The following is a 21,133-nucleotide window of genomic DNA, read 5'->3' as shown; positions in this document are numbered from 1 at the left end:
AGCATTGCCGGGTAAAGGACGATAGACGAGCAGCGCCCATGGCCGATGACGCCACGCCGCAATGGAGCCTGGAGAGCCTGACCAAGGCCTACCAGCAAGGTTATATGGCCGGCCTTACTGGCCAGCCCAGAACGCGCCAGCCCTACCCTGACGAAATCCCCGCTGCGGCCTGGGAGGCCGGCTGGGACGACGGTTTCGAGCAGATGCGCCTGCAGCAGCACAGCGCCTGAGGAGCAGTTGCGATTGGAATCAATTCTGTAGGAGCGGCTTCAGCCGCGAAGCTCGCGGATAAATCCGCTCCTACAGTTCGCTGCGATTCATACCCCTCGCTTACAACGTCTTCTCGAATACCTTCGAATTGCGCTGGTAGTTGTACAGCGACGCCCGCGCGGTGGGCATGCGCTCGACGCTGCTTGGCTCGAAGCCGCGCTCGCGGAACCAGTGGGCGGTGCGGGTGGTGAGTACGAACAGGGTCTTGATCCCCTGCGCCCGCGCCCTGGCCTCGATCCGTTCCAGCAGCTCGTCACCACGACCGCCGTGACGGTAGTCGGGGTTGACCGCCAGGCAGGCCAGTTCACCGCAGTCGGAATCGGCGATGGGATAGAGCGCTGCGCAGGCGATGATCAGCCCCTCGCGTTCGACGATGCTGAACTGCTCGATCTCGCGCTCCAGCACCTCGCGCGAGCGACGCACCAGAATGCCCTGCTCTTCCAGCGGGCTGATCAGCTCGATCAGACCGCCGACATCCTCGATGGTCGCCTCACGCAGAGATTCGAACTGCTCCTGCGCCACCAGCGTGCCGTTGCCGGTGCGGGTGAACAGCTCGCTGAGCAGCGCGCCATCGGTGGCGTAGCTGACGATGTGGCTGCGTTTGACGCCGCCACGGCAGGCCTCGGCTGCGGCATCGAGCAGTTCGCCCTGATAATTGCTGCCCAGGCGCGCCAGATGCGCCGGCACCTGCTGCGGGCGCAGCTCACGCACCAACCTGCCCTGCTCGTCGAGCAGACCGTCTTCGGCGCCGAACAGCAATAGCTTGTCCGCACCCAGGTCGATGGCCGCGCGGGTAGCGACGTCCTCACAGGCCAGATTGAAGATCTCCCCGGTAGGCGAGTACCCCAGCGGCGACAGCAGCACGATGCTGCGCTCGTCGAGTTGGCGATTGATGCCCTTGCGATCGATACGCCGCACTTCGCCGGTGTGGTGATAGTCGATGCCGTCGAGCACGCCGATCGGCCGCGCGGTGACGAAGTTGCCGCTGGTCAGACGCAGGCGCGAGCCCTGCATCGGCGAGGCGGCCATGTCCATCGACAGGCGCGCTTCGATGGCGATGCGCAACTGGCCGACAGCGTCGATCACGCATTCCAGGGTCGGTGCGTCAGTAATGCGCAGGTCACGATGGTAGTGCGGGATCAGGCCACGAGCAGCTAGGCGCGCCTCGATCTGCGGACGCGAGCCGTGTACCAGCACCAGGCGCACGCCGAGGCTGTGCAGCAGCACCAGATCGTGGACGATATTGGCGAAGTTCGGGTGGGCAACGCCCTCGCCCGGCAGCATGACCACGAAGGTGCAGTCGCGGTGAGCGTTGATGTAGGGCGAAGCGTGGCGTAACCAGGTAACGTAGTCGTGCATGTAGAGATCCGTAGCGTCCAGACGTAGGGCGGGTACAACCCGCCATGAGCGATAGGGCGGGCTCGGGGCTGGCTCTCATCGTCGTTGCACGTCTTCACTCCGCGTCAGGCAATAGTGTTGGATCAACTGGCGCAGCAGCGCCACAGTGGGTTCGATGCGCGCCAGCTCCAGGTGTTCCCCGGGCTGGTGGGCGCAGTCGATGTCACCGGGGCCGAGCACCAGGGTCTCGCAGCCAAGTTGCTGAAGATAAGGCGCCTCGGTGCCAAATGCCACCGCTTGCGCGCTGTGCCCGGTCAGACGCTCGGCCAGGCGCACCAGCTCGGCATCGGCAGATTGCTCGAAGGGCGGTACGGCCGGGAACAACGGGCCGTAGTCGATGCGCACCTGATGCTTGAGCGCCAACGGCTGCAGCTTGCCGCGAATCGCCTCACGCAGTTGCTCCGGGTCCATGCCCGGCAACGGGCGCAGGTCGAACTCCAGCGCGCACTGGCCGCAGATGCGGTTGGGATTATCGCCGCCATGGATGCAGCCAAGATTCAGCGTCGGTTGCGGCACGCCGAATTGCGGGTTGTTGAACTCGCGTTGCCACTGCGCGCGCAGGCCGCGCAACTCGCCCATCACGTCCTGCATGGCCTCCAGCGCACTGCGGCCAAGCGCCGGGTCGGAGGAATGGCCGCTCTGGCCGAGAATGTCGATGCGCTCCATCATCACACCCTTGTGCAGGCGGATGGGCTTGAGGCCGGTCGGCTCGCCAATCACCGCAGCACGGCCAAGCGGCCGGCCGGCCTCGGCCAGGGCGCGAGCGCCGGCCATGGAGCTCTCTTCATCACAGGTGGCAAGGATCAGCAGCGGTTGCTTGAACGGCTGATCGAGCAGCGGCCGCACGGCTTCGATGGCCAGGGCAAAAAAACCTTTCATGTCGCAACTGCCGAGGCCCACCCAGCGGTCGCCGACCTCGGTCAGCTTGAGTGGGTCGGTCTGCCACAGCGCGGCATCGAAGGGCACGGTGTCGCTATGCCCGGCCAGCACCAGACCGCCAGGGCCGGAGCCATAGCTGGCGAGCAGGTTGAATTTGCCCGGAGCGATCTGCTGGGTTTCGCAGGCAAAACCCAGATCACCCAGCCAGGCAGCGAGCAGCTCGATGACGGGCGCGTTGCTCTGGTCCCAATTGGGCTGGGTGCAGCTCACCGATGGCGCAGCGATCAGCGCAGCGAACTGCTCTTGAAAGGACGGCAGGGGCATCGGCGATCTCCAAAAAACGATGCCCCATCATAGGGGCATCGTCCTGTCGGTGAAACCGCCGAAGTGGAATCAAACCCCGCCGAACAGCGCGCGCAGGATGAAGAAGAAGATGATCGACAGGATCGCACCTGCCGGCAGGGTAATGATCCAGGACAGGAATATCTTGCCGATCATGCCCAGGTTCAGTGCGCCGATGCCGCGTGCCAGGCCAACACCGAGAATGGCGCCGACCAGGGTGTGGGTGGTAGAAACCGGCAGCCCCAGACCTGAAGCGCTGACTACGGTGGTGGCGGCAGCCAGCTCCGCAGCAAAACCACGGCTTGGCGTCAGCTCGGTGATTTCCTTGCCGATGGTGGCGATAACCTTGTAACCGTAGGTGGCCAGGCCGACCACGATACCCAGTGCACCCAGCAGCAGAATCCAGCCCGGTACCAGAGACTTTTCCCCGGCAGCCAGCTCACCGCCACTCTGGATCACGCCGACGATGGCGGCCAGCGGACCGACCGCATTGGCCACGTCGTTGGAGCCATGAGCAAATGCCATGGAGCAGGCGGTGAAGATCATCAGGATGGCGAACACTTTCTCCACGCTGGAGAAATGGAAGGCCTTGTCAGCCTCGACATCGACATGGATGCGGCTGAGCAGGGCAATACCGATGAGCATGACCAGCACACCGATAGCGACCGAAAGCAGGAACCCTTCGGTGCTGGAAAGGTTCAGACCAACATGCTTGAGGCCCTTGGTCATGGTCATCAGCGAGATCACAAAACCGGTGATGAACATGTACAGCGGTACGTAGCGCTTGGCGTTCAGGAAGGGATTATCGGTGTCGATGATCAGTTTCTGCACGCTGACGAACAGGCAGAAGGAGATGATCCCGGCCAGCAGCGGCGTAACCACCCAACTGGCGACGATAGGGCCGACGCCGCCCCAGTGCACCGCATCCATCGACACGCCGACTGCAGCGAAGCCGATCACGGCACCGACGATGGTATGTGTGGTCGATACCGGCCAGCCACGTGTCGAAGCCACCAGCAGCCAGGTACCGGCTGCCAGCAACGCCGACATCATGCCCAGCACCATCAGATTGGGGCTGATCATGTTGGCATCGACGATGCCGTTCTTGATGGTTTCGGTCACCTCGCCGCCAGCCAGATAGGCACCGGCGAACTCGAAGACCATGGCGATGATGATCGCCTGCTTGATGGTAAGTGCACGCGAGCCAACGGATGTACCCATAGCATTGGCTACATCGTTGGCTCCAACACCCCAGGCCATGAAAAAACCGAAAAGGCAGGCAAGAACGAGCAGAACCAGCCCGTAGTCCGCAATCAGAGACATAAATTAGTTTTCCGTAGATCCCAGAAAGGACACTGGCGCTTAGCGCGCCAGCAGTTGTTCCAGTCGGTTGCCCACTCGTTGGGCACGGTCGGCGACATCGCCGACCCAGTCGATGATCTGATAGAGGAACATCACATCGACCGGGGGAAGGTCCTTCTCCAGCTTGAACAGGTTGCGGCGCACCTCGATTTGCAGGCGATCGGTATCGTTTTCGATCGAACCGAGCTCCTCGATCAGGGTTTCCACCAGCACCGCTTCACGGCCGGCGAAACCGGTCTCGAGCAGCTCGTCCAATTCGTTCATCGCTTTCAGCGCCTGGGCGCTGGCGTCCACGCTGCGCTGCACGTAGGTACGCATCAGCGGCTGCAGCGGCTGCGGAATGGCCATCTGGCGGCCAAGCATCAGCCCGGCGATGTCCTTGGCACGGTTGGCGACTTTGTCCTGTACACTGAGCAGCTCAAGCAGGTCCGAACGCGGTACCGGCAGGAACAGGCTCTTGGGCAGGTGCAGGCGCACGCTTTTCTTCAGCTTGTCGGCCTCGTGCTCCAGCCGGGACATCTCCTGTTGCACCTGTTCTACCTTGGCCCAATCCTCGGCCATTATGGCCTCGAAGAAGGGCACCAGGTTCGCCGCGCACTCGTGGGCCTTGGCGATATGCTGTTGCATGGGGCCGATGGGTGAACGACCGAACAGGCTGACAAAGGGATTGATAGGCATAGGGTAAGCCCCCGTTTTGAGAAGGCCGCAAGTATAGGGACCGGCTTCGTCATCCGCCAGCGCGTGTCATCGGTCTGTCACATTTTCATAAAAGGCTATCTAGCTCCTCACCATGGTCAAAGAAACCGAAATCAAACTGCGCGCCAGCCGCGCCACCCTGGCAGCACTGCGTGAACACCCGCTGCTGAAGAAGCGCAACAAGAGCGGCTGGCAACGCGGCGAACTGTTCAACCAGTACTATGACACCCCCGATCGCGAGTTGGCCGGGGCCAAGGTCGCCCTGCGCCTGCGCCGTGACGGCGAGCAGTTCATCCAGACCCTGAAGAGCCGCGGCCAGAGCGTCGCCGGCCTGTCCGAACGCAACGAGTGGGACTGGTACCTGAGCAAGGCCAAGCTCGACCTGAAAAAGCTCGACGACAGTTGCTGGCCGGCCAGCCTGGCCGAACTGGACAAGAAAACCCTGCAGCCGCTGTTCACCACCGATTTCGTCCGTGAAAAAGCGGAGATTGCCTGGGGCCGTGGCAAGGCCAAGGTCGTCATCGAAGCCGCGCTGGACCTGGGCAAGGTGATCGCCGGTGAAGGCGAAGAAGAGATTTGCGAGCTGGAGCTGGAGCTGCGCCAGGGCGAACCCGCCGCGCTGCTGGAGCTGGCCTGTGAGCTGGCCGCCGAACTGCCGCTGATGCCCTGCGACATCAGCAAGGCCGAGCGGGGCTATCGTCTGTTCGATGCTGGCAGCTATAACCTCAGCCTGCCAGCACCCGAGCTGCAGGGTGAGATGAGCCTGGACGACGCTTTCGCCGCACTAGCCTGGCACCTGCTCGGCGCCAGCCAGCGCCTGGCCGAGCAGTATCGCTGGAACGGTCACTGGAGTCTGTTGCAGCAATGGCTGGAGCAACTGATCGACCTGCGCGCCCTGCTCGCCAGCCTCGGCCAGGCGGCGCCGCGTGCCAGCTCGCGCGAATTGCGTGAAGCACTCGATGCGCTGCTCGATGACTGGCGACCGCGCCTGGCGGCTGGGCAGCACGACGACAGCATGCGGCGCAACGCTCCCGCGCTGTTCGCCGCCGAACTGGATGGCTGCCGCTGGGGCCTGCTGTCGCTGAAGCTGTCGCACTGGCTGCTGCAACGCAGCTGGACGGCAGAGCGCAACAATCGCGGTAACCGCCAGGGTAACGCAGCCCTGGGCAACTGGCTGCCGACCCTGCTGAACGAAGAAGGCACGGCCCTGCAGCTGCGCCGCTACCAGCAGCAACCGGAAGACCTGGCCGAGCAGATGCCACGCCTGGAGCGTCTGCTGGTCTGGTTGCGTCTGGCGCGAGGCGTGCTGGAAGTGCCCGAGGTCGACCGCCTGTATGGCGAGCTGAACAAGCTGTATGGTCTGGCGCAGCAGGAATTGGACGATGAGCAGCGCCAACTGCGTGCGACTCAGACGCAGATCGTGAACAGCCTCAAGGCCTGGAAGGCGTTGGTGAAATAGCGCATGCACGGCGCACCCTACCGCATGAAAAACGGGCCCCGCGGGGCCCGTTTTGCTTTCAGCCAGAAGCTCAGTTGCTGCTGGTGCTGCGACGGCTGTCGACGACCTGCTGCCAGGACGGATTGGTGGTCTCGTCCATGGCCTGCTGCATGGCCTTCTTGCGTTTTTCCTCGGCGCGATGGGCGAAGAACCAGGCCAGGAAGGTGGCAAACGACACCGCCAGCAGGATCAGGCTGGCCACCGCGTTGATCTCCGGCTTAACCCCCAGGCGCACGGCGGAGAAGATCTCCATTGGCAAGGTAGTCGAACCCGGACCAGAGACGAAGCTGGCCAATACCAGGTCGTCCAGCGACAGGGCGAAGGACATCATCGCCCCTGCTGCCAGCGACGGCGCGATCATCGGCACGGTGATCAGGAAGAACACCTTCCACGGCCGCGCCCCCAGGTCCATGGCCGCCTCTTCGATGGACATGTCCAGCTCACGCAGACGCGACGACACCACCACCGCCACATAGGCCGAGCAGAAGGTGGTGTGGGCGATCCAGATGGTGGTCATGCCACGCTGCATCGGCCAGCCGATCAGCTGCGCCATCAGCACGAACAGCAGCAGCAGCGACAGACCGGTGATCACTTCCGGCATCACCAGCGGCGCGGTGACCAGGCCACCGAACAGGGTGCGGCCCTTGAAGTGGGTGATGCGGGTCAGCACGAAGGCCGCGAGGGTGCCCAGCGCCACCGCCGCGATGGCGGTGTAGCAGGCGATCTCCAGCGAGCGCATCACCGAGTTCATCAGTTGGGTGTTGTCCAGCAAACCGACGTACCACTTAACCGACCAGCCGCCCCACACCGTTACCAGCCGCGAGGCGTTGAACGAGTAGATGACCAGAATGACCATGGGCAGGTAGATGAAGATCAAGCCAGCCCAGAGCATGATGCTGGAGAAACTGAAACGCTTCATGGGCGGCCCTCCAGTTCTTTCGCCTGGTTACGGTTAAAGAGAATGATGGGCACGATCAGGATCGCCAGCATCACCACGGCCAGGGCGGACGCTACCGGCCAGTCGCGGTTGTTGAAGAACTCCTGCCACAGCACCTTGCCGATCATCAGGGTCTCCGGGCCGCCAAGCAGTTCGGGGATGACGAACTCGCCGACCACCGGAATGAACACCAGCATGGAGCCGGCGATGATGCCGTTCTTCGACAGCGGCACGGTGATCTTCCAGAAGTTGTTGAAATTACTCGAACCCAGATCGGAGGCGGCCTCCAGCAGGCTGAGGTCGTGCTTCACCAGGTTGGCGTAGAGCGGCAGGATCATGAACGGCAGGTACGAATACACGACGCCGATATAGACCGCGGTGTTGGTGTTGAGAATCTGCAGCGGCGTATCGATCAGACCAATGCCCATCAGCAGGCTGTTGAGCAGGCCGTTGTTGCCGAGAATGCCCATCCAGGCATAGACGCGGATCAGGATCGCAGTCCAGGTCGGCATCATGATCAGCAGCAGCAGTACCGTCTGGTGCTCTTTCGGCGCCCGGGCGATGGCATAGGCCATCGGGTAGCCGATCAACAGGCAGAGCAAGGTGCTGAAGAAGGCGATCTGCAGCGAACCCAGGTAGGCCGACAGGTACAGGGCATCTTCGCTAAGGAAGATGTAGTTGCCGAAATTCAACAGCAGCGTCAGCTTGTTGTCCGCCCACTGGTAGATTTCCGTGTAGGGCGGAATCGCCACGTCGGCTTCGGCGAAGCTGATCTTCAGCACGATGATGAAGGGCAGCAGGAAGAACATGAACAGCCAGAGGAAGGGTATGCCTATAACGGCATGCCGCCCAGTGGGCAGATAGCGCGCCAGTTTGCTCGGTTTCATGATTGCAGTACCACGCCGCTGTCGTCTTCCCAGTACACCACCACCGGATCGTCCCAGGTCGGGCGCTTGCCGCGGCGCTCGGCGTTGGCGATGAAGCACTGCACGATCTGCCCGGAAGTGAGCTTGACGTGGTACACCGAGTGACCGCCGAGGTAGGCGATGTCGTGCACGTGGCCACGGCTCCAGTTGTAATCGGGATGCTCGTGGTCATCCGGCAGCGCGGTGGCCATCAGCAGTTTTTCCGGACGCAGGGCGTAGCTGACGGACTTGTTCTCGGCGCGCGTACTGACGCCGTGGCCGATGTAGATCGGCTTGTCCAGATGCGGGCAGTCGATGATCGCGTGGTCGGCCTCGTCGCTGGTGATCTGACCGTCGAACAGGTTGACGTTGCCGATGAACTCACACACCAGGCGGCTGGTCGGCGTCTCGTAGATATCGATCGGGCTACCGGTCTGGGCGATCCAGCCCAGGTGCATGATGGCGATGCGCTGGGCCATGGTCATGGCCTCTTCCTGGTCGTGGGTCACCATCACACAGGTCACGCCGACACGCTCAATGATCTCCACCAGCTCCAGCTGCATCTGCGAACGCAGCTTCTTGTCCAGCGCGCCCATCGGTTCGTCGAGCAGCAGCAGTTTGGGGCGTTTGGCCAGGGAGCGGGCCAGGGCCACGCGCTGACGCTGACCACCGGAAAGCTGATGCGGCTTGCGCTTGGCGTACTGGGTCATGTGTACCAGCTTGAGCATCTCGGCCACGCGCTCTTCGATCTCGGCCTTGGGCAGCTTGTCCTGCTGCAGGCCGAAGGCGATGTTCTGCGCCACCGTCATGTGCGGGAACAGCGCGTAGGACTGGAACATCATGTTGATCGGCCGCTGGTAGGGCGGCATGTCGGTGATGTCGACGCCATCGAGGATGATGCGTCCTTCGGTCGGACGCTCGAAGCCGGCGAGCATGCGCAGCAGGGTCGACTTGCCGGAGCCGGAGCCACCCAGCAGGGCGAAGATCTCGCCCTTGTTGATGGTCAGCGAGACATCGTCGACGGCCACCGTCTCGTCGAACTTCTTGGTCACCCGATCGATCTTGACCAGCACCTCTTTCGGTGTCTGATCCCCCTCGAGGGCTTTTTTGTAGGCGCTGGAGGCAACAGCCATTTAGGAAAACTCCCGGAAGATTGTGCCCGACCCCTGCGGCCGGGCAGGAACGATTACTGACCCGACTTGACCTTGGTCCAACTGCGGGTCATCAGGCGCTGCACGCGAACCGGCAGCTCGGCGGAGATGTACAGTTTGTCCAGCACCGCTTGTGACGGGTAAACGGAGGGGTCGTTGCGCACCTCCTCATCCATGAATTCATCCGCCTTGGTATTGGGGTTGGCATAACCGACGTAGTCACTGACTTCGGCGATCACCTCGGGCGCGAGGAGGAAGTTGATGAAGGCATGTGCCTGTTCGGCGTTCGCCGCGTCGGCGGGAATGGCCATCATGTCGAACCAGAGGTTGGCGCCTTCCTTGGGAATGCTGTAGGCGATTTCGATGCCCTTGCCAGCCTCGTCGGCACGGTCGGCGGCCTGCAGGATGTCGCCGGAGAAACCGGCAGCCACGCAGATGTTGCCGTTGGCCAGATCACCGATGTACTTGGAGCTGTGGAAGTAGGTGACGTAGGGGCGCACTTCCAGCAGCTTGGCCTCGGCCTTGGCGTAGTCGTCGGGGTTGGTGCTGTTGGGGTCCAGGCCAAGGTAATTGAGCATGGCCGGGATCATTTCATCACCGGAATCGAGGAAGGCGACGCCGCACTGGCTGAGCTTCTTGATGTTCTCGGTCTCGAACAGCACGGCCCAGGAATCGATCTCCTCGACACCGAGCGCGGCCTTGACCTTCTCGACGTTGTAGCCGATGCCGTTGGTGCCCCACAGGTAGGGCACCGAATACTGGTTACCGGGGTCGTTGGTCTCCAGCTGCTTGAGCAGCGCCGGATCGAGATTGTCCCAGTTGCTCAGCTTGCTGCGGTCGAGTGGCTGGAAGGCGCCGGCGCGAATCTGCTTGCCGAGGAAGTGGTTGGACGGCACCACCACATCGTAGCCACTGCGGCCGGCGAGCAGTTTGCCTTCGAGGGTTTCGTTGGAGTCGAAGACGTCATAGATCGGCTTGATGCCGGTTTTCGCCTCGAACTTGGCCAGCGTCTCTTCACCGATGTAATCGCTCCAGTTGTAGATGTGCACCTTGGGTTGGGCCAGGGCCACACCACAGACAGCGGAGGCCGCCAGGGCGATCAGAGACTTGGGCAGGGTAACTCGCACAGTATCATCCTCGTTATTGTGTGCCGCCCGAAAAAGGCGCGGCACTTTATAGGAAAATCTTCCGCCGATCAGCGTCCGCTCTTGATTCTCGTCCAGTCGCGGGTCAGCCAGCGTTGCACCTCGGGCGTACGCTCCTCGGCAACGTAGAGTTTGGCCATGACCTCCTCGCTGGGATAAACGCCCGGGTTCTCGCGCACGCTCTCGTCGACCAGCTCGGTGGCCTTGAGGTTGGGGTTGGCGTAGGCCACGTAGTCGCTGATCTTGGCGATCACGTCGGGGCGCAGCAGGTAGTTGATGAAGGCGTGCGCTTCGTCGACGTTCTTCGAGTCCTTGGGGATGGCCAGCAGGTCCGCCCACATGGCGGTGCCTTCCTTGGGAATGATGTAGATGATCTCGTCGCTGCGGCCGGCCTCTTCGGCGCGGTCGGCGGCCTGCAGCACGTCACCGGAGTAACCGAAAGCGGCGCAGATGTTGCCATTGGCCAGATCGGAGATGAACTTGGAACTGTGGAAGTAGGTGATGTAGGGACGCACCTTCATCATCTGCTCGAAGGCCTTCTCGTAGTCTTCGCGCTTGGTGGTATGCGGCGACATGCCCAGGTAGTTGACCGTCTGCGGCAGCACTTCGTCGCCCGAGTCGAGCAGGGCGATGCCACAGGAGGCGAGTTTCTCGGCATATTGCGGGTCGAACAGCAGCGCCCATGAATCCAGCGGGGCGTCATCGCCGAGCACGGCACGGGCCTTGGTGGCGTTCAGGCCGATGCCATTGGTGCCCCACAGGTAGGGCACCGAGTATTCGTTGCCGGGGTCGCCCGCGGCCAGGTTCTTCATGATGGTCGGATCGAGATTGACCAGGTTGGGCAGTTTGGACTTGTCCAGTTTCAGGTAGGTGCCGGCACGTACCTGCTTGGCCAGAAAGTGGTTGGTAGGCACCACCACGTCATAGCCGCTCTGGCCGGTGGCCAGCTTGCCATCGAGGGTTTCGTTGGAGTCGAAAACGTCATACACCACCTTGATACCGGTTTCCTTCTCGAACTCGGCGATGGTGTCCGGCGCAATGTAGTCGGACCAGTTGTAGACCTTGACCACACGATCGGCTGCCTGAGCTGCGGACATGCCAATGGCAGCGGCGACAAGGCCGGCCAGCAGGGTAGAACGACGCATAACGTTTCCTCTTCTCGCGATTTGGGTACCTGGCGGGCGAACCCGCCAGGCGGCGTTGCTTCGTTGCTTAGCGACCGGACTTGATCTTGGTCCAGCTGCGGGTCATGTTGCGCTGCACCGCCGGCGCCAGGTCCGGGAAGGTGTAGATCTTCTTCAGCACTTCCGGAGTCGGGTAAACGCCCGGATCGGTGCGCAGCGCCTCATCGACCAGCGGCGTAGCTGCGGCGTTGCCGTTGGGGAACTGCACGTAGTTGGTGATGTTGGCCATCACCGCCGGCTCCATCAGGTAGTTGAGGAACACGTGTGCAGCTTCGACGTTCTTGGCGTCGGCCGGCACTGCCAGCATGTCGAAGAAGGAGCCCGCGCCTTCCTTCGGAATGTTGTAGCCGACTTCCACGCCGTTCTTCGCTTCTTCGGCGCGTGCCTTGCTCTGGTAGATATCGCCCGAGTAGCCGATGGCGACGCAGATGTTGCCGTTGGCCAGGTCGGAGATGTACTTGGAGCTGTGGAAGTAAGCCACCGAAGGACGGATGGAGAGGAACAGTTCCTCGGCCTTCTTCAGTTCGTCAGCCTTGCTGCTGTCCGGGGCGTAGCCCAGGTAGTGCAGAGCGGCCGGGAGAATTTCGGTTGGGGAATCGAGGAAGGAAACGCCGCAGGCCTTCAGCTTTTCCATGTTCTCGGGCTTGAACACCAGATCCCAGGAGTCGACCGGCGCGTCTTCGCCGAGCACGGCCTTGACCTTCTCGACGTTGTAGCCGATGCCGATGGTGCCCCACATGTAGGGGATCGAGTACTGGTTGCCCGGATCGCTCGGCTCCAGGGCCTTGAGCAGGTCCTTGTCCAGGTTCGACCAGTTCGGCAGCTTGGACTTGTCCAGTTTCTGGAACACGCCAGCCTTGATCTGCTTGGCCAGGAACGGGTTGGACGGCACGACTACGTCGTAACCGGAGCTGCCGGCCAGCAGCTTGGCTTCCAGTACTTCGTTGCTGTCGAAGACGTCGTAGACGACCTTGATGCCGGTTTCCTTCTCGAAGTTGGCCAGCGTGTCTTCGGCGATGTAATCGCTCCAGTTGTAGACATGCAGCACCTTGCTGTCAGCCTGAGCAGCGCCTGCCACGGCCGCGGTCAGGGACAACGCGAGAAGGGTCTTGCCGAATGTTTTCATGCGTACAGCTCCTGTTGTTGTGTCGTTATTCCAGAGGTCGCGCAAGCCGTTCGAATCAGGCCGGCTCGTGCACTCTGGCGCAGTCTGGCAAGGTCATGGCACCGCTGACAACTTTCCGTGACTGCGGGCTTTCAGACCGACAGGTCACGCAGGGTCAGATCCAGGCACTTGCGTGCTTTCTCTACCAGCTCATCCACTTCCGCCTGGCTGATCACCAGTGGTGGCGCAATGATCATGGTGTCGCCCACGGCGCGCATGATCAGACCATTATTAAAGCAGTGGCCGCGGCAGATCATGCCTACCGCCTTGTCACCCGGATAACGTGTGCGCGTCGCCTTGTCCTGCACCAACTCGATGGCGCCAAGCATGCCGACGCCGCGCACTTCGCCCACCAGCGGGTGATCGGCCAGCTCACGTAGGCGCTTTTGCAGGTAGGGTGCGGTTTCTGCCTTCACCCGCTCGACGATGCCTTCTTCCTTGAGAATGCGCAGGTTCTCCAGGCCCACCGCTGCCGCCACTGGATGGCCGGAATAGGTAAAGCCATGGTTGAAATCGCCGTGCGCTTCGATCACCTCGAACACCTTGTCGCTGACGATCAACCCGCCCATCGGTACGTAACCGCTGGTAAGGCCCTTGGCGATGGTCATCAGGTCAGGCTTGAGGTCGTAGTACTGGCTGCCGAACCACTCGCCGGTACGGCCGAAACCGCAGATCACTTCATCGGCGACGAAAAGAATGTCGTACTTGGCCAGGATTACCTTGATGCGCGGCCAGTAGGTCTCGGGCGGAATGATCACGCCGCCAGCGCCCTGGATCGGCTCGGCAATAAAAGCTGCAACGTTTTCTTCGCCCAGTTCGAGAATCTTCTTCTCCAACTGGTCGGCAGCCCAGATACCGAATGCTTCAGGCGACTGGTCGCCGCCCTCGCCGAACCAGTACGGCTGCGGAATGTGCGCGATACCCGGGATCGGCAGGTCGCCCTGCTCGTGCATGAACTTCATGCCGCCGAGGCTGGCACCGGCCACGGTGGAGCCGTGGTAACCGTTGTCGCGGCCGATGATGATCTTCTTGCCCGGCTGGCCCTTGCACGCCCAGTAGTGGCGTACCAGACGCAGCATGGTGTCATTGCCCTCCGAGCCCGAACCGGTGAAGAACACGTGGTCCATGCCGGCCGGCGCCAGCTGGGAAATGGCATGCGCCAGCTCCAGCACCGGCGGATGGGCGGTCTGGAAGAAGGTGTTGTAGAACGGCAACTGGCGCATCTGCGTAGCGGCAGCTTCGACCAGCTCCTCGCGACCATAGCCGACCGCCACACACCACAGACCGGCCATGCCATCGAGGATCTTGTTGCCCTCGCTGTCCCACAGGTGCACGCCTTTTGCCTCGGTGATGATGCGCGGGCCCTTCTCGGCCAGCTGCTTGTAATCACTGAACGGCGCCAGGTGGTGGGCCTGGCTCAGGGCCTGCCACTGGGCGGTCTTGGGGTTCTTGGATTGCTGGTTCATCACAACACCTTATTGGTGCGAGCCGCCTTGGCGGCCCACGAAAAATCCGTTGGTTCGTGGAAGGTGCTCCAGCGGCGGCCATCGCCACTGAAGCCCTTCCACAGTGCCATCAATGCATTACACCGACAGCAGGAGGAACTCGCGTTCCCAGGAGCTGATCACGCGCTTGAAGTTCTCGTGCTCGGCACGCTTGACCGCGACATAGCCACGGATGAACTTCTCGCCGAGGAATTTCTCGGCGTCCTTGCAGGCTTCCATACGCTCCAGGGCGCTCTCGATGGTCACCGGCAGGCGCAGATTGCGACGCTCGTAGCCGCGGCCCTTGACCGGTGCACCGGGCTTGACCCCGCCAACCATGCCCATGTAGCCGCACAGCAGGGTCGCCGCCAGCACCAGGTAGGGGTTGGCATCAGCGCCAGCCAGGCGATTTTCCACGCGGCGGTTCTGCGGGCTGGCCTCAGGTACGCGCAGGCCTACGGTGCGGTTTTCCTCGCCCCACTCCACGTTCACCGGCGCCGAGGTATCGGGCAGGAAGCGGCGGAACGAGTTGACGTTCGGCGCGAACAGCGGCAACAGCTCGGGGATGTATTTCTGCAACCCCCCGATGTGGTGCATGAACAGCTCGCTCATCGTCCCGTCTTCGTTGGAGAAGATGTTCTTGCCGGTTTTGATGTCGACCACGCTCTGGTGGATGTGCATGGCGCTGCCAGGCTCGTCGGTGATCGGCTTGGCCATGAAAGTGGCCGCCACGTCATGTTTGAGCGCGGCCTCACGCATGGTGCGTTTGAACACCAGAATCTGGTCGGCCAGGTGCAGTGCATCGCCATGACGGAAGTTGATTTCCATCTGCGCTGGGCCTTCTTCGTGGATCAGAGTGTCCAGATCCAGGCCTTGCAGTTCGCACCAGTCGTACATGTCTTCGAACAGCGGGTCGAACTCGTTGGCCGCATCGATGGAAAAGCTCTGACGTCCGGTTTCCGGGCGGCCGGAGCGGCCAACAGGTGCTACCAGCGGGAAGTCCGGATCGCTGTTGCGCTTGGTCAGATAGAACTCCATCTCCGGCGCGACGATGGGCTTCCAGCCCTTCTCGGCGTACATCTGCAACACCTTCTTGAGAATGTTGCGCGGCGACAGTTCGATGGGGTTGCCCTGCTTGTCGAACGTATCGTGGATCACCATGGCAGTGGGCTCGATGGCCCAGGGCACGACGAAGACAGCGTTGGCATCCGGACGGCAGAACATGTCGATGTCCGCTTCGTCCAGCAGGTCATAATAGATGTCGTCCTCGACATAGTCGCCCGTCACGGTCTGCAGCAGCACGCTCTCGGGGAGGCGCATGCCTTTCTCGTCGAGAAACTTGTTGGTCGGCGAGATCTTGCCGCGGGCAATGCCGGTCAGGTCACTGATCAGGCATTCGACTTCGGTGATTTTGCGTTCTTTCAGCCAGCTCGTGAGCTGGTCTAGCTTGGTACTCATAGAGACCTCAGGGTTGTAGAACCAGCTTGAGTTATAGCGGGTTCAGCGTTGCCCCGCCTTCTCCCTGCAAGCCTCACCAAAGGCCTGAAAGAAGGCGAGATATTCGGGTGGATGCTACTAGGGGTGCGGCACCTCCGACACCTGGCATTTCACTCCACCGAAATAAAATCGCTCACCCTTTCTCACGAGCGCCGAGCCTTCTAGCTCGGGGTATTGCGCGAGCCCAGCAAAGCCCGCGAGTGAGCGGTGCGCTGCAGAGCAACGGCCTGGGCGCACGCCAGGGAGCGTTGCGCAGCCACGTACGCTATCGTGCAGGGTATGGAATGAGCGAACAGCCTGACGAGACAGGCCACGCGGCGCAGAGGCCGCAAAGGAGAGATGTTGCTGCGTTGCAGCGGTCATGCTCATGACTGATCCGGCCTGCATGATGAGCGGGCTCGCCTCGTTGATGAGGGAAGAGGTCGCGTGACCGATGGTCCTGGTGCAAGCGCTGACGCCGATGGCCGGCAGGCAAAACATGAGACACCCGTATTATTGCTGTTATGGGTTTGAACCGAGCTTAGCCTTGTTCATTTTTTTACACAATAGCTCTGTAAAAAATTGAACACACCCCACTGAGCAGCCTGAGAGATCAACGCTTGGAGCCCGCTGAAAGGCCTTGAAATGCCCCAAAAATGGCCACCACGCCCCACTACAGGGCATCATTGGGCCAGCTTGACAGTAAAGTGCGTTTCGGATTGACTCACACCCATGCAGTCGCATGATTGATATATTTAACAAAAAGGTGTTGCATCATGTCGGTACCCCCGCGTGCCGTTCAGCTTAACGAAGCGAACGCGTTCCTCAAGGAACATCCCGAGGTCCAGTTCGTCGACCTTCTTATTGCAGATATGAATGGCGTGGTGCGCGGCAAGCGCATCGATCGAAACGCCCTGCACAAGGTGTACGAGAAAGGCATCAACCTGCCGGCCTCGCTCTTCGCCCTCGACATCAATGGTTCCACCGTCGAGAGCACCGGCCTTGGTCTGGATATCGGTGACGCCGACCGTATCTGCTTCCCCATCCCCAATACCCTGTGCAACGAACCCTGGCAGAAGCGCCCCACCGCGCAGCTGTTGATGACCATGCACGAGCTGGACGGCACGCCTTTCTTCGCCGACCCGCGCGAGGTATTGCGCCAGGTAGTGCAGAAGTTCGACGAACTGGGCCTGCGTATCTGCGCAGCCTTCGAACTGGAGTTCTACCTGATCGACCAGGAGAATGTGAACGGTCGCCCGCAGCCGCCACGCTCGCCGATCTCCGGCAAGCGCCCGCATTCCACTCAGGTCTACCTGATCGACGACCTCGACGAGTACGTCGATTGCCTGCAGGACATGCTCGAAGCGGCCAAGGAGCAGGACATCCCGGCCGACGCCATCGTCAAGGAAAGCGCCCCGGCGCAGTTCGAGGTCAACCTGCATCACGTCGAAGATGCCATCAAGGCCTGCGACTACGCGCTGCTGCTCAAGCGCCTGATCAAGAACATCGCCTACGACCATGAAATGGATTCCACCTTCATGGCCAAGCCCTACCCGGGCCAGGCGGGCAATGGTCTGCACGTGCATATCTCGCTGCTGGACAAGAAGACCGGCAAGAACATCTTCGCCGCCGACGACCCGCTGCAGAACACCTCGCTGCGCCATGCCGTGGGCGGCATTCTCGACACCATGGCGGCGTCGATGGCTTTCCTCTGCCCCAACGTCAACTCCTACCGTCGCTTCGGCGCACAGTTCTACGTGCCCAATGCACCGAGCTGGGCGCTGGACAACCGCACCGTGGCCGTACGCGTGCCGACTGGCAGCGCCGACGCGGTACGCATCGAACACCGCGTTGCCGGTGCTGATGCCAACCCCTACCTGATGCTGGCGTCGATTCTCGCCGGTATCCACCACGGCCTGACCAACCAGATCGAACCGGGCGAGCCGATCGAGGGCAACTCCTACGAACAGCTCGAACCCAGCCTGCCGAACAACCTGCGCGATGCCCTGCGCGAGCTGGACGACAGCGAAGTGCTGAACAAGTACATCGACCCGAAGTACATCGACATCTTCGTCGCATGCAAGGAAGCCGAGCTGCAGGAGTTCGAGACCACCATCTCCGACCTCGAGTACAACTGGTACCTGCACACCGTGTAACACCGAGAAAGCCGGCCGCAGAGCCGGCTTCTTTTTGCCTGCCAACTGCCAACCGACAGCTCTGACGCTTTGCGTAGGGACCAGCGGTTCGCCACAAGGCGACTGCGCTGACATGCATCAAACTCCGGCAAATCAGACCGCCGGATACTGTTGCTTTGATCAATCGGGGAGTTACTCATGCAACGCGCTCTTGCCGCCATCCTGCTGGGCCTGAGCTGCGGCCTGGCTCAGGCCGCCGACAGCATCCGTGTCTACAACTGGAACGATTACATCGCGCCGCAGGTGCTGGAGAACTTCACTCGCGACACCGGCATCGAAGTCGAGTACCACACCTTCGCCAGCGCAGAGGAGTTGGCGCAAGCGCTGGAAAGCGGCCAGCCCATCGACATCGCCGTACCCTCGCACAACGACCTGCCAGGGCTGATCGCCAGCGGCCGCATTCGCCCGCTGGATTTCAACCTGCTGCCCAACCGCACGCACCTGGACAAGCAACTGCTGAGCAAGCTGGCTGCGGTCGACCCGCAGAACCAGCACGCCGTCCCCTACCTGTGGGGCGCGGTTGGCCTGGCAATCAATACCCCACGAGCCGAGGCCGCCTATGGTGGCCCCCTGCCGGACAGCTGGAGCCTGCTGTTCGACGCCGAACAGAGCAAGCGCCTGGCCAGTTGCGGCATCAGCGTGCTGGATGCACCGGATGAAACCCTGTCACTGCTGCTCAACTACCAGGGCCGCAGCCTGGCACGCAGCGCCCCAAGCCGCGTCGAGCGCGCCGGAGAGATACTCGACGCCCTGCGCCCGAACCTGCGCTACGTCGACAGCGAACGCTACATCGAAGATCTCAACAGCGGCGACCTGTGCCTGGCCATGGCCTGGGTCGGCGACGCCCTTGCCGCAGCCCAGGCCGGCCAGCCAGTGCGCTTCGTGGTACCGGACGAGGGTTCGGTACTGTTCGTCGACAACCTGGTGATTCCCGCCAATGCCAGCCGCCCCGATCTCTCCCACCGTTTCATCGACTACCTGATGCAGCCGCAGGTAATCGCCCAGATTACCGCCGAGACGCTCTACCCCAACGGCAATGCCGACTCGGCACAGTTCATCGACAGCGCCCTGCTGCAGCAGCCCGGCCTGTATCCGGATCAGGACACCAAGCGCCGCCTGTATCCATTGGAGGTTCTCTCGGAGAAACATGCCCAGGTACGCAACAACGTCTGGCAGCGCTTCCGCGACGGCAGCTGAACGGATGGCGAGGCTTGCCTCGCCAATAGCGCCTGACGTCCAATAGCACCTCGCCCACCGAGGAGCTCACCATGTCGCGCCCCGCCAGCATCCGCAAACCGCGCGCCAGCAGCCAGGCACGTATTGCCGTGATTCTCTCTGCCGCTCGTGAGTTGCTGGCCGAGCAGGGTATGGCCAACCTGTCGGTCTACACGGTGGCCGAACGAGCCGGCATTCCGCCTTCTTCGGTGTATCACTTCTTCGCCAGCGTGCCGGCCCTGCTCGAAGGGCTGACCGCGGACGTGCACGCAGCCTTCCGTGGCAGCCTGCTCGAACCGGTCGAGCATGCCGCATTGCGCACCTGGCACGACCTCTCGCGCCTGATCGAGCAGCGCATGCTGGCTATCTACGCCAAGGACGCCGCCGCACGGCAGCTGATCCTCGCCCAGCATGGTCTGGCTGAGGTGACCCAGGCTGATCACCAGCACGATCTGGAACTGGGCCGATTGATGCGCGCACTGTTCGAGCGGCACTTCCCCCTGCCGCAATTACCGATGGATATCGATGTATTCAGCCTGGCCATGTCCCTGGGTGATCGCGTCTACGCGCGCTCCGTGCAACTGTACGGGGAGATCACCCCGCGCCTGGCCGAAGAAGGCATGCGCGTATTCGATGCCTATCTCGGCCTGTATCTGCCGGCTGCATTGCCGAAACGAGCCACGCCGCTTATCCCGTAGGGTGCGCCGTGCGCACCGCTGACATCTCGGCAATCGAGGCCTGGGGCACCCTACGGCTTGCCAACTTCTGAATCGATAAAAATCGGATATTTTTTTTGCGATTCGACCAAGGCACCTTCTAATATCGATATTTATCGGATATAAATCGAACATCCCGCCCTGGTCGATGTTCAGCCACGGCACTCTGAATGGGCCGCCGGAGCGGCCTGCGAACGAGCCAAGAGGTGCTTCATGTCCCGTATCGTTACCGTCGCTGCGACCCAGATGGCCTGCTCCTGGGATACCCCCGCTAACATCGCCAACGCCGAGAGGCTGGTGCGCCAGGCGGCAGCCCAGGGCGCCCAGATCATCCTGATCCAGGAGCTGTTCGAGGCGCCCTACTTCTGCCAGAAACCGGACGCCGACTACACCCAGCTGGCCACCACGGTGGCGGAAAATCCGGCCATCCAGCACTTCCAGAAGGTCGCTGCCGAGCTGCAGGTGGTACTGCCGATCAGCTTCTTCGAGCGCGCTGGCCGCGCGCGCTTCAACAGCATCGCCGTCATCGATGCCGACGGCAGCAACCTCGGTATTTATCGGAAAAGCCATATCCCGGACGGCCCCGGTTACCACGAGAAGTATTACTTCAACCCCGGCGATACCGGCTTCAAGGTCTGGGATACCGCCTACGCCAGGATCGGTGTCGGCATCTGCTGGGACCAATGGTTCCCGGAATGCGCGCGCAGCATGGCGCTGATGGGCGCGGAAATCCTCTTCTACCCGACCGCCATCGGCAGCGAGCCGCATGACCCGAACATCAGCTCGCGCGATCACTGGCAGCGCGTGCAGCAGGGCCATGCCGGCGCCAACCTGATGCCGTTGGTGGCCAGCAACCGCATCGGCCGCGAGGAACAGGACGGCTACGACATCACCTTCTACGGCAGCTCGTTCATCGCCAACCAGTTCGGCGAGAAGGTCGAGGAGCTGAATCAGACCGAGGAAGGCGTGCTGGTGCACAGCTTCGATCTGACCGAGCTGGAGAAAGTGCGCACGGCCTGGGGTGTGTTCCGCGACCGACGGCCGAACCTATACTGGCCACTTTCCACGCTCGATGGTCAAACCCCGTCGATCTCGTAGGGTGCGCTGTGCGCACC

At 62.0% G+C, this 21,133-nt stretch carries 18 protein-coding genes; 6 read left to right on the top strand and 12 right to left on the bottom strand.

The features are described 5' to 3' along the window. Window positions 1-38: 38 nt before the first annotated feature. Window positions 39-230 carry a ribosome modulation factor gene (gene rmf / locus BM186_RS03725; RefSeq protein WP_017678387.1) on the top strand — a complete coding sequence of 64 codons (192 nt, stop codon included), beginning with the start codon at window positions 39-41 and terminating at the stop codon, window positions 228-230. A 100-nt stretch (window positions 231-330) separates the two neighbouring features. On the opposite strand, the gene argA is transcribed toward rmf, so the two are convergent. From argA to BM186_RS03705, 4 genes are all read right to left on the bottom strand, one after another. Then, window positions 331-1,629: an amino-acid N-acetyltransferase gene (gene argA / locus BM186_RS03720; RefSeq protein ID WP_074913576.1), complete on the bottom strand. Its 1,299-nt coding sequence runs from the start codon at window positions 1,627-1,629 to the stop codon at window positions 331-333. A gap of 75 nt (window positions 1,630-1,704) precedes the next feature. After that, entirely contained in the window at window positions 1,705-2,871 is a 1,167-nt protein-coding gene (gene argE, locus BM186_RS03715; RefSeq protein ID WP_072423493.1) for an acetylornithine deacetylase, read from the bottom strand. Between the two features lie 69 nt (window positions 2,872-2,940). Continuing rightward, window positions 2,941-4,212: an inorganic phosphate transporter gene (locus tag BM186_RS03710; protein WP_072423494.1), complete on the bottom strand. Its 1,272-nt coding sequence runs from the start codon at window positions 4,210-4,212 to the stop codon at window positions 2,941-2,943. 39 nt (window positions 4,213-4,251) lie between these two features. After that, window positions 4,252-4,929 (bottom strand): TIGR00153 family protein, encoded by a 678-nt coding sequence (locus BM186_RS03705; RefSeq protein ID WP_017678383.1) that lies wholly within the window; start codon window positions 4,927-4,929, stop codon window positions 4,252-4,254. A gap of 112 nt (window positions 4,930-5,041) precedes the next feature. Between BM186_RS03705 and BM186_RS03700 the strand changes: the two genes are divergently transcribed. Next, complete coding sequence (locus BM186_RS03700) at window positions 5,042-6,406, top strand: CYTH domain-containing protein (RefSeq protein WP_072423496.1); 1,365 nt, start codon at window positions 5,042-5,044, stop codon at window positions 6,404-6,406. A gap of 70 nt (window positions 6,407-6,476) precedes the next feature. Here the strand turns inward: BM186_RS03700 and BM186_RS03695 are convergent, their stop codons facing one another. The 8 genes from BM186_RS03695 to BM186_RS03660 all read right to left on the bottom strand — a co-directional run bounded on the left by BM186_RS03695 (window position 6,477) and on the right by BM186_RS03660 (window position 15,874). Then, window positions 6,477-7,364 carry an ABC transporter permease subunit gene (locus BM186_RS03695; protein WP_017678381.1) on the bottom strand — a complete coding sequence of 296 codons (888 nt, stop codon included), beginning with the start codon at window positions 7,362-7,364 and terminating at the stop codon, window positions 6,477-6,479. After that, a complete protein-coding gene (locus BM186_RS03690) occupies window positions 7,361-8,269 on the bottom strand; it encodes an ABC transporter permease subunit (RefSeq protein ID WP_072423497.1) in 909 nt (302 codons plus the stop codon). Before BM186_RS03690 ends, BM186_RS03695 begins: the two co-directional genes overlap by 4 nt. After that, window positions 8,266-9,420: a polyamine ABC transporter ATP-binding protein gene (gene potA, locus BM186_RS03685; RefSeq protein ID WP_072423498.1), complete on the bottom strand. Its 1,155-nt coding sequence runs from the start codon at window positions 9,418-9,420 to the stop codon at window positions 8,266-8,268. The genes BM186_RS03690 and potA overlap by 4 nt, the downstream gene beginning before the upstream one ends. Before the next feature lie 53 nt (window positions 9,421-9,473). Further along, complete coding sequence (locus BM186_RS03680) at window positions 9,474-10,565, bottom strand: polyamine ABC transporter substrate-binding protein (RefSeq protein WP_074913575.1); 1,092 nt, start codon at window positions 10,563-10,565, stop codon at window positions 9,474-9,476. 68 nt (window positions 10,566-10,633) lie between these two features. After that, window positions 10,634-11,728, bottom strand: a complete 1,095-nt coding sequence (locus tag BM186_RS03675) for a polyamine ABC transporter substrate-binding protein (RefSeq protein WP_074913574.1) — start codon at window positions 11,726-11,728, stop codon at window positions 10,634-10,636. A 67-nt stretch (window positions 11,729-11,795) separates the two neighbouring features. Beyond that, window positions 11,796-12,893 (bottom strand): extracellular solute-binding protein, encoded by a 1,098-nt coding sequence (locus tag BM186_RS03670; protein ID WP_017678376.1) that lies wholly within the window; start codon window positions 12,891-12,893, stop codon window positions 11,796-11,798. Window positions 12,894-13,024: 131 nt separating this feature from the next. Further along, on the bottom strand, window positions 13,025-14,398 hold the full coding sequence (locus tag BM186_RS03665) for an aspartate aminotransferase family protein (RefSeq protein ID WP_074913573.1): 1,374 nt from the start codon (window positions 14,396-14,398) through the stop codon (window positions 13,025-13,027). 117 nt (window positions 14,399-14,515) lie between these two features. Then, window positions 14,516-15,874, bottom strand: coding sequence for a glutamine synthetase family protein (locus BM186_RS03660; protein WP_017678374.1), 1,359 nt, complete (start codon window positions 15,872-15,874; stop codon window positions 14,516-14,518). A 794-nt stretch (window positions 15,875-16,668) separates the two neighbouring features. On the opposite strand from BM186_RS03660, the gene BM186_RS03655 reads away from it, so the two are divergent. From BM186_RS03655 to aguB, 4 genes are all read left to right on the top strand, one after another. Beyond that, a complete protein-coding gene (locus BM186_RS03655; RefSeq protein WP_047591612.1) occupies window positions 16,669-18,048 on the top strand; it encodes a glutamine synthetase family protein in 1,380 nt (459 codons plus the stop codon). Window positions 18,049-18,225: 177 nt separating this feature from the next. Next, window positions 18,226-19,284, top strand: coding sequence for a polyamine ABC transporter substrate-binding protein (locus BM186_RS03650; RefSeq protein WP_074913572.1), 1,059 nt, complete (start codon window positions 18,226-18,228; stop codon window positions 19,282-19,284). Window positions 19,285-19,355: 71 nt separating this feature from the next. Continuing rightward, window positions 19,356-20,000: a TetR/AcrR family transcriptional regulator gene (locus BM186_RS03645; RefSeq protein ID WP_072423502.1), complete on the top strand. Its 645-nt coding sequence runs from the start codon at window positions 19,356-19,358 to the stop codon at window positions 19,998-20,000. Window positions 20,001-20,231: 231 nt separating this feature from the next. Next, window positions 20,232-21,116, top strand: a complete 885-nt coding sequence (gene aguB / locus BM186_RS03640; RefSeq protein WP_074913571.1) for an N-carbamoylputrescine amidase — start codon at window positions 20,232-20,234, stop codon at window positions 21,114-21,116. Window positions 21,117-21,133 lie beyond the last annotated feature (17 nt).

The sequence above is a fragment of the Ectopseudomonas toyotomiensis genome (assembly GCF_900115695.1).
GTDB classification, from domain to species: Bacteria; Pseudomonadota; Gammaproteobacteria; order Pseudomonadales; family Pseudomonadaceae; genus Aquipseudomonas; species Aquipseudomonas toyotomiensis.
This window is presented reverse-complemented; position numbering and strand designations above follow the sequence as displayed.

Bases quoted from the DNA above. Each gene is read 5' to 3' on its own strand.
- potA (WP_072423498.1), bottom strand. From the start codon at position 9,420: ATGGCTGTTGCCTCCAGCGCCTACAAAAAAGCCCTCGAGGGGGATCAG.
- BM186_RS03695 (WP_017678381.1), bottom strand. From the start codon at position 7,364: ATGAAGCGTTTCAGTTTCTCCAGCATCATGCTCTGGGCTGGCTTGATC.
- argA (WP_074913576.1), bottom strand. From the start codon at position 1,629: ATGCACGACTACGTTACCTGGTTACGCCACGCTTCGCCCTACATCAAC.
- BM186_RS03675 (WP_074913574.1), bottom strand. From the start codon at position 11,728: ATGCGTCGTTCTACCCTGCTGGCCGGCCTTGTCGCCGCTGCCATTGGC.
- argE (WP_072423493.1), bottom strand. From the start codon at position 2,871: ATGCCCCTGCCGTCCTTTCAAGAGCAGTTCGCTGCGCTGATCGCTGCG.
- BM186_RS03690 (WP_072423497.1), bottom strand. From the start codon at position 8,269: ATGAAACCGAGCAAACTGGCGCGCTATCTGCCCACTGGGCGGCATGCC.
- BM186_RS03655 (WP_047591612.1), top strand. From the start codon at position 16,669: ATGTCGGTACCCCCGCGTGCCGTTCAGCTTAACGAAGCGAACGCGTTC.
- BM186_RS03700 (WP_072423496.1), top strand. From the start codon at position 5,042: ATGGTCAAAGAAACCGAAATCAAACTGCGCGCCAGCCGCGCCACCCTG.
- aguB (WP_074913571.1), top strand. From the start codon at position 20,232: ATGTCCCGTATCGTTACCGTCGCTGCGACCCAGATGGCCTGCTCCTGG.
- BM186_RS03650 (WP_074913572.1), top strand. From the start codon at position 18,226: ATGCAACGCGCTCTTGCCGCCATCCTGCTGGGCCTGAGCTGCGGCCTG.
- BM186_RS03645 (WP_072423502.1), top strand. From the start codon at position 19,356: ATGTCGCGCCCCGCCAGCATCCGCAAACCGCGCGCCAGCAGCCAGGCA.
- BM186_RS03665 (WP_074913573.1), bottom strand. From the start codon at position 14,398: ATGAACCAGCAATCCAAGAACCCCAAGACCGCCCAGTGGCAGGCCCTG.
- BM186_RS03660 (WP_017678374.1), bottom strand. From the start codon at position 15,874: ATGAGTACCAAGCTAGACCAGCTCACGAGCTGGCTGAAAGAACGCAAA.
- BM186_RS03710 (WP_072423494.1), bottom strand. From the start codon at position 4,212: ATGTCTCTGATTGCGGACTACGGGCTGGTTCTGCTCGTTCTTGCCTGC.
- BM186_RS03670 (WP_017678376.1), bottom strand. From the start codon at position 12,893: ATGAAAACATTCGGCAAGACCCTTCTCGCGTTGTCCCTGACCGCGGCC.
- BM186_RS03705 (WP_017678383.1), bottom strand. From the start codon at position 4,929: ATGCCTATCAATCCCTTTGTCAGCCTGTTCGGTCGTTCACCCATCGGC.
- rmf (WP_017678387.1), top strand. From the start codon at position 39: ATGGCCGATGACGCCACGCCGCAATGGAGCCTGGAGAGCCTGACCAAG.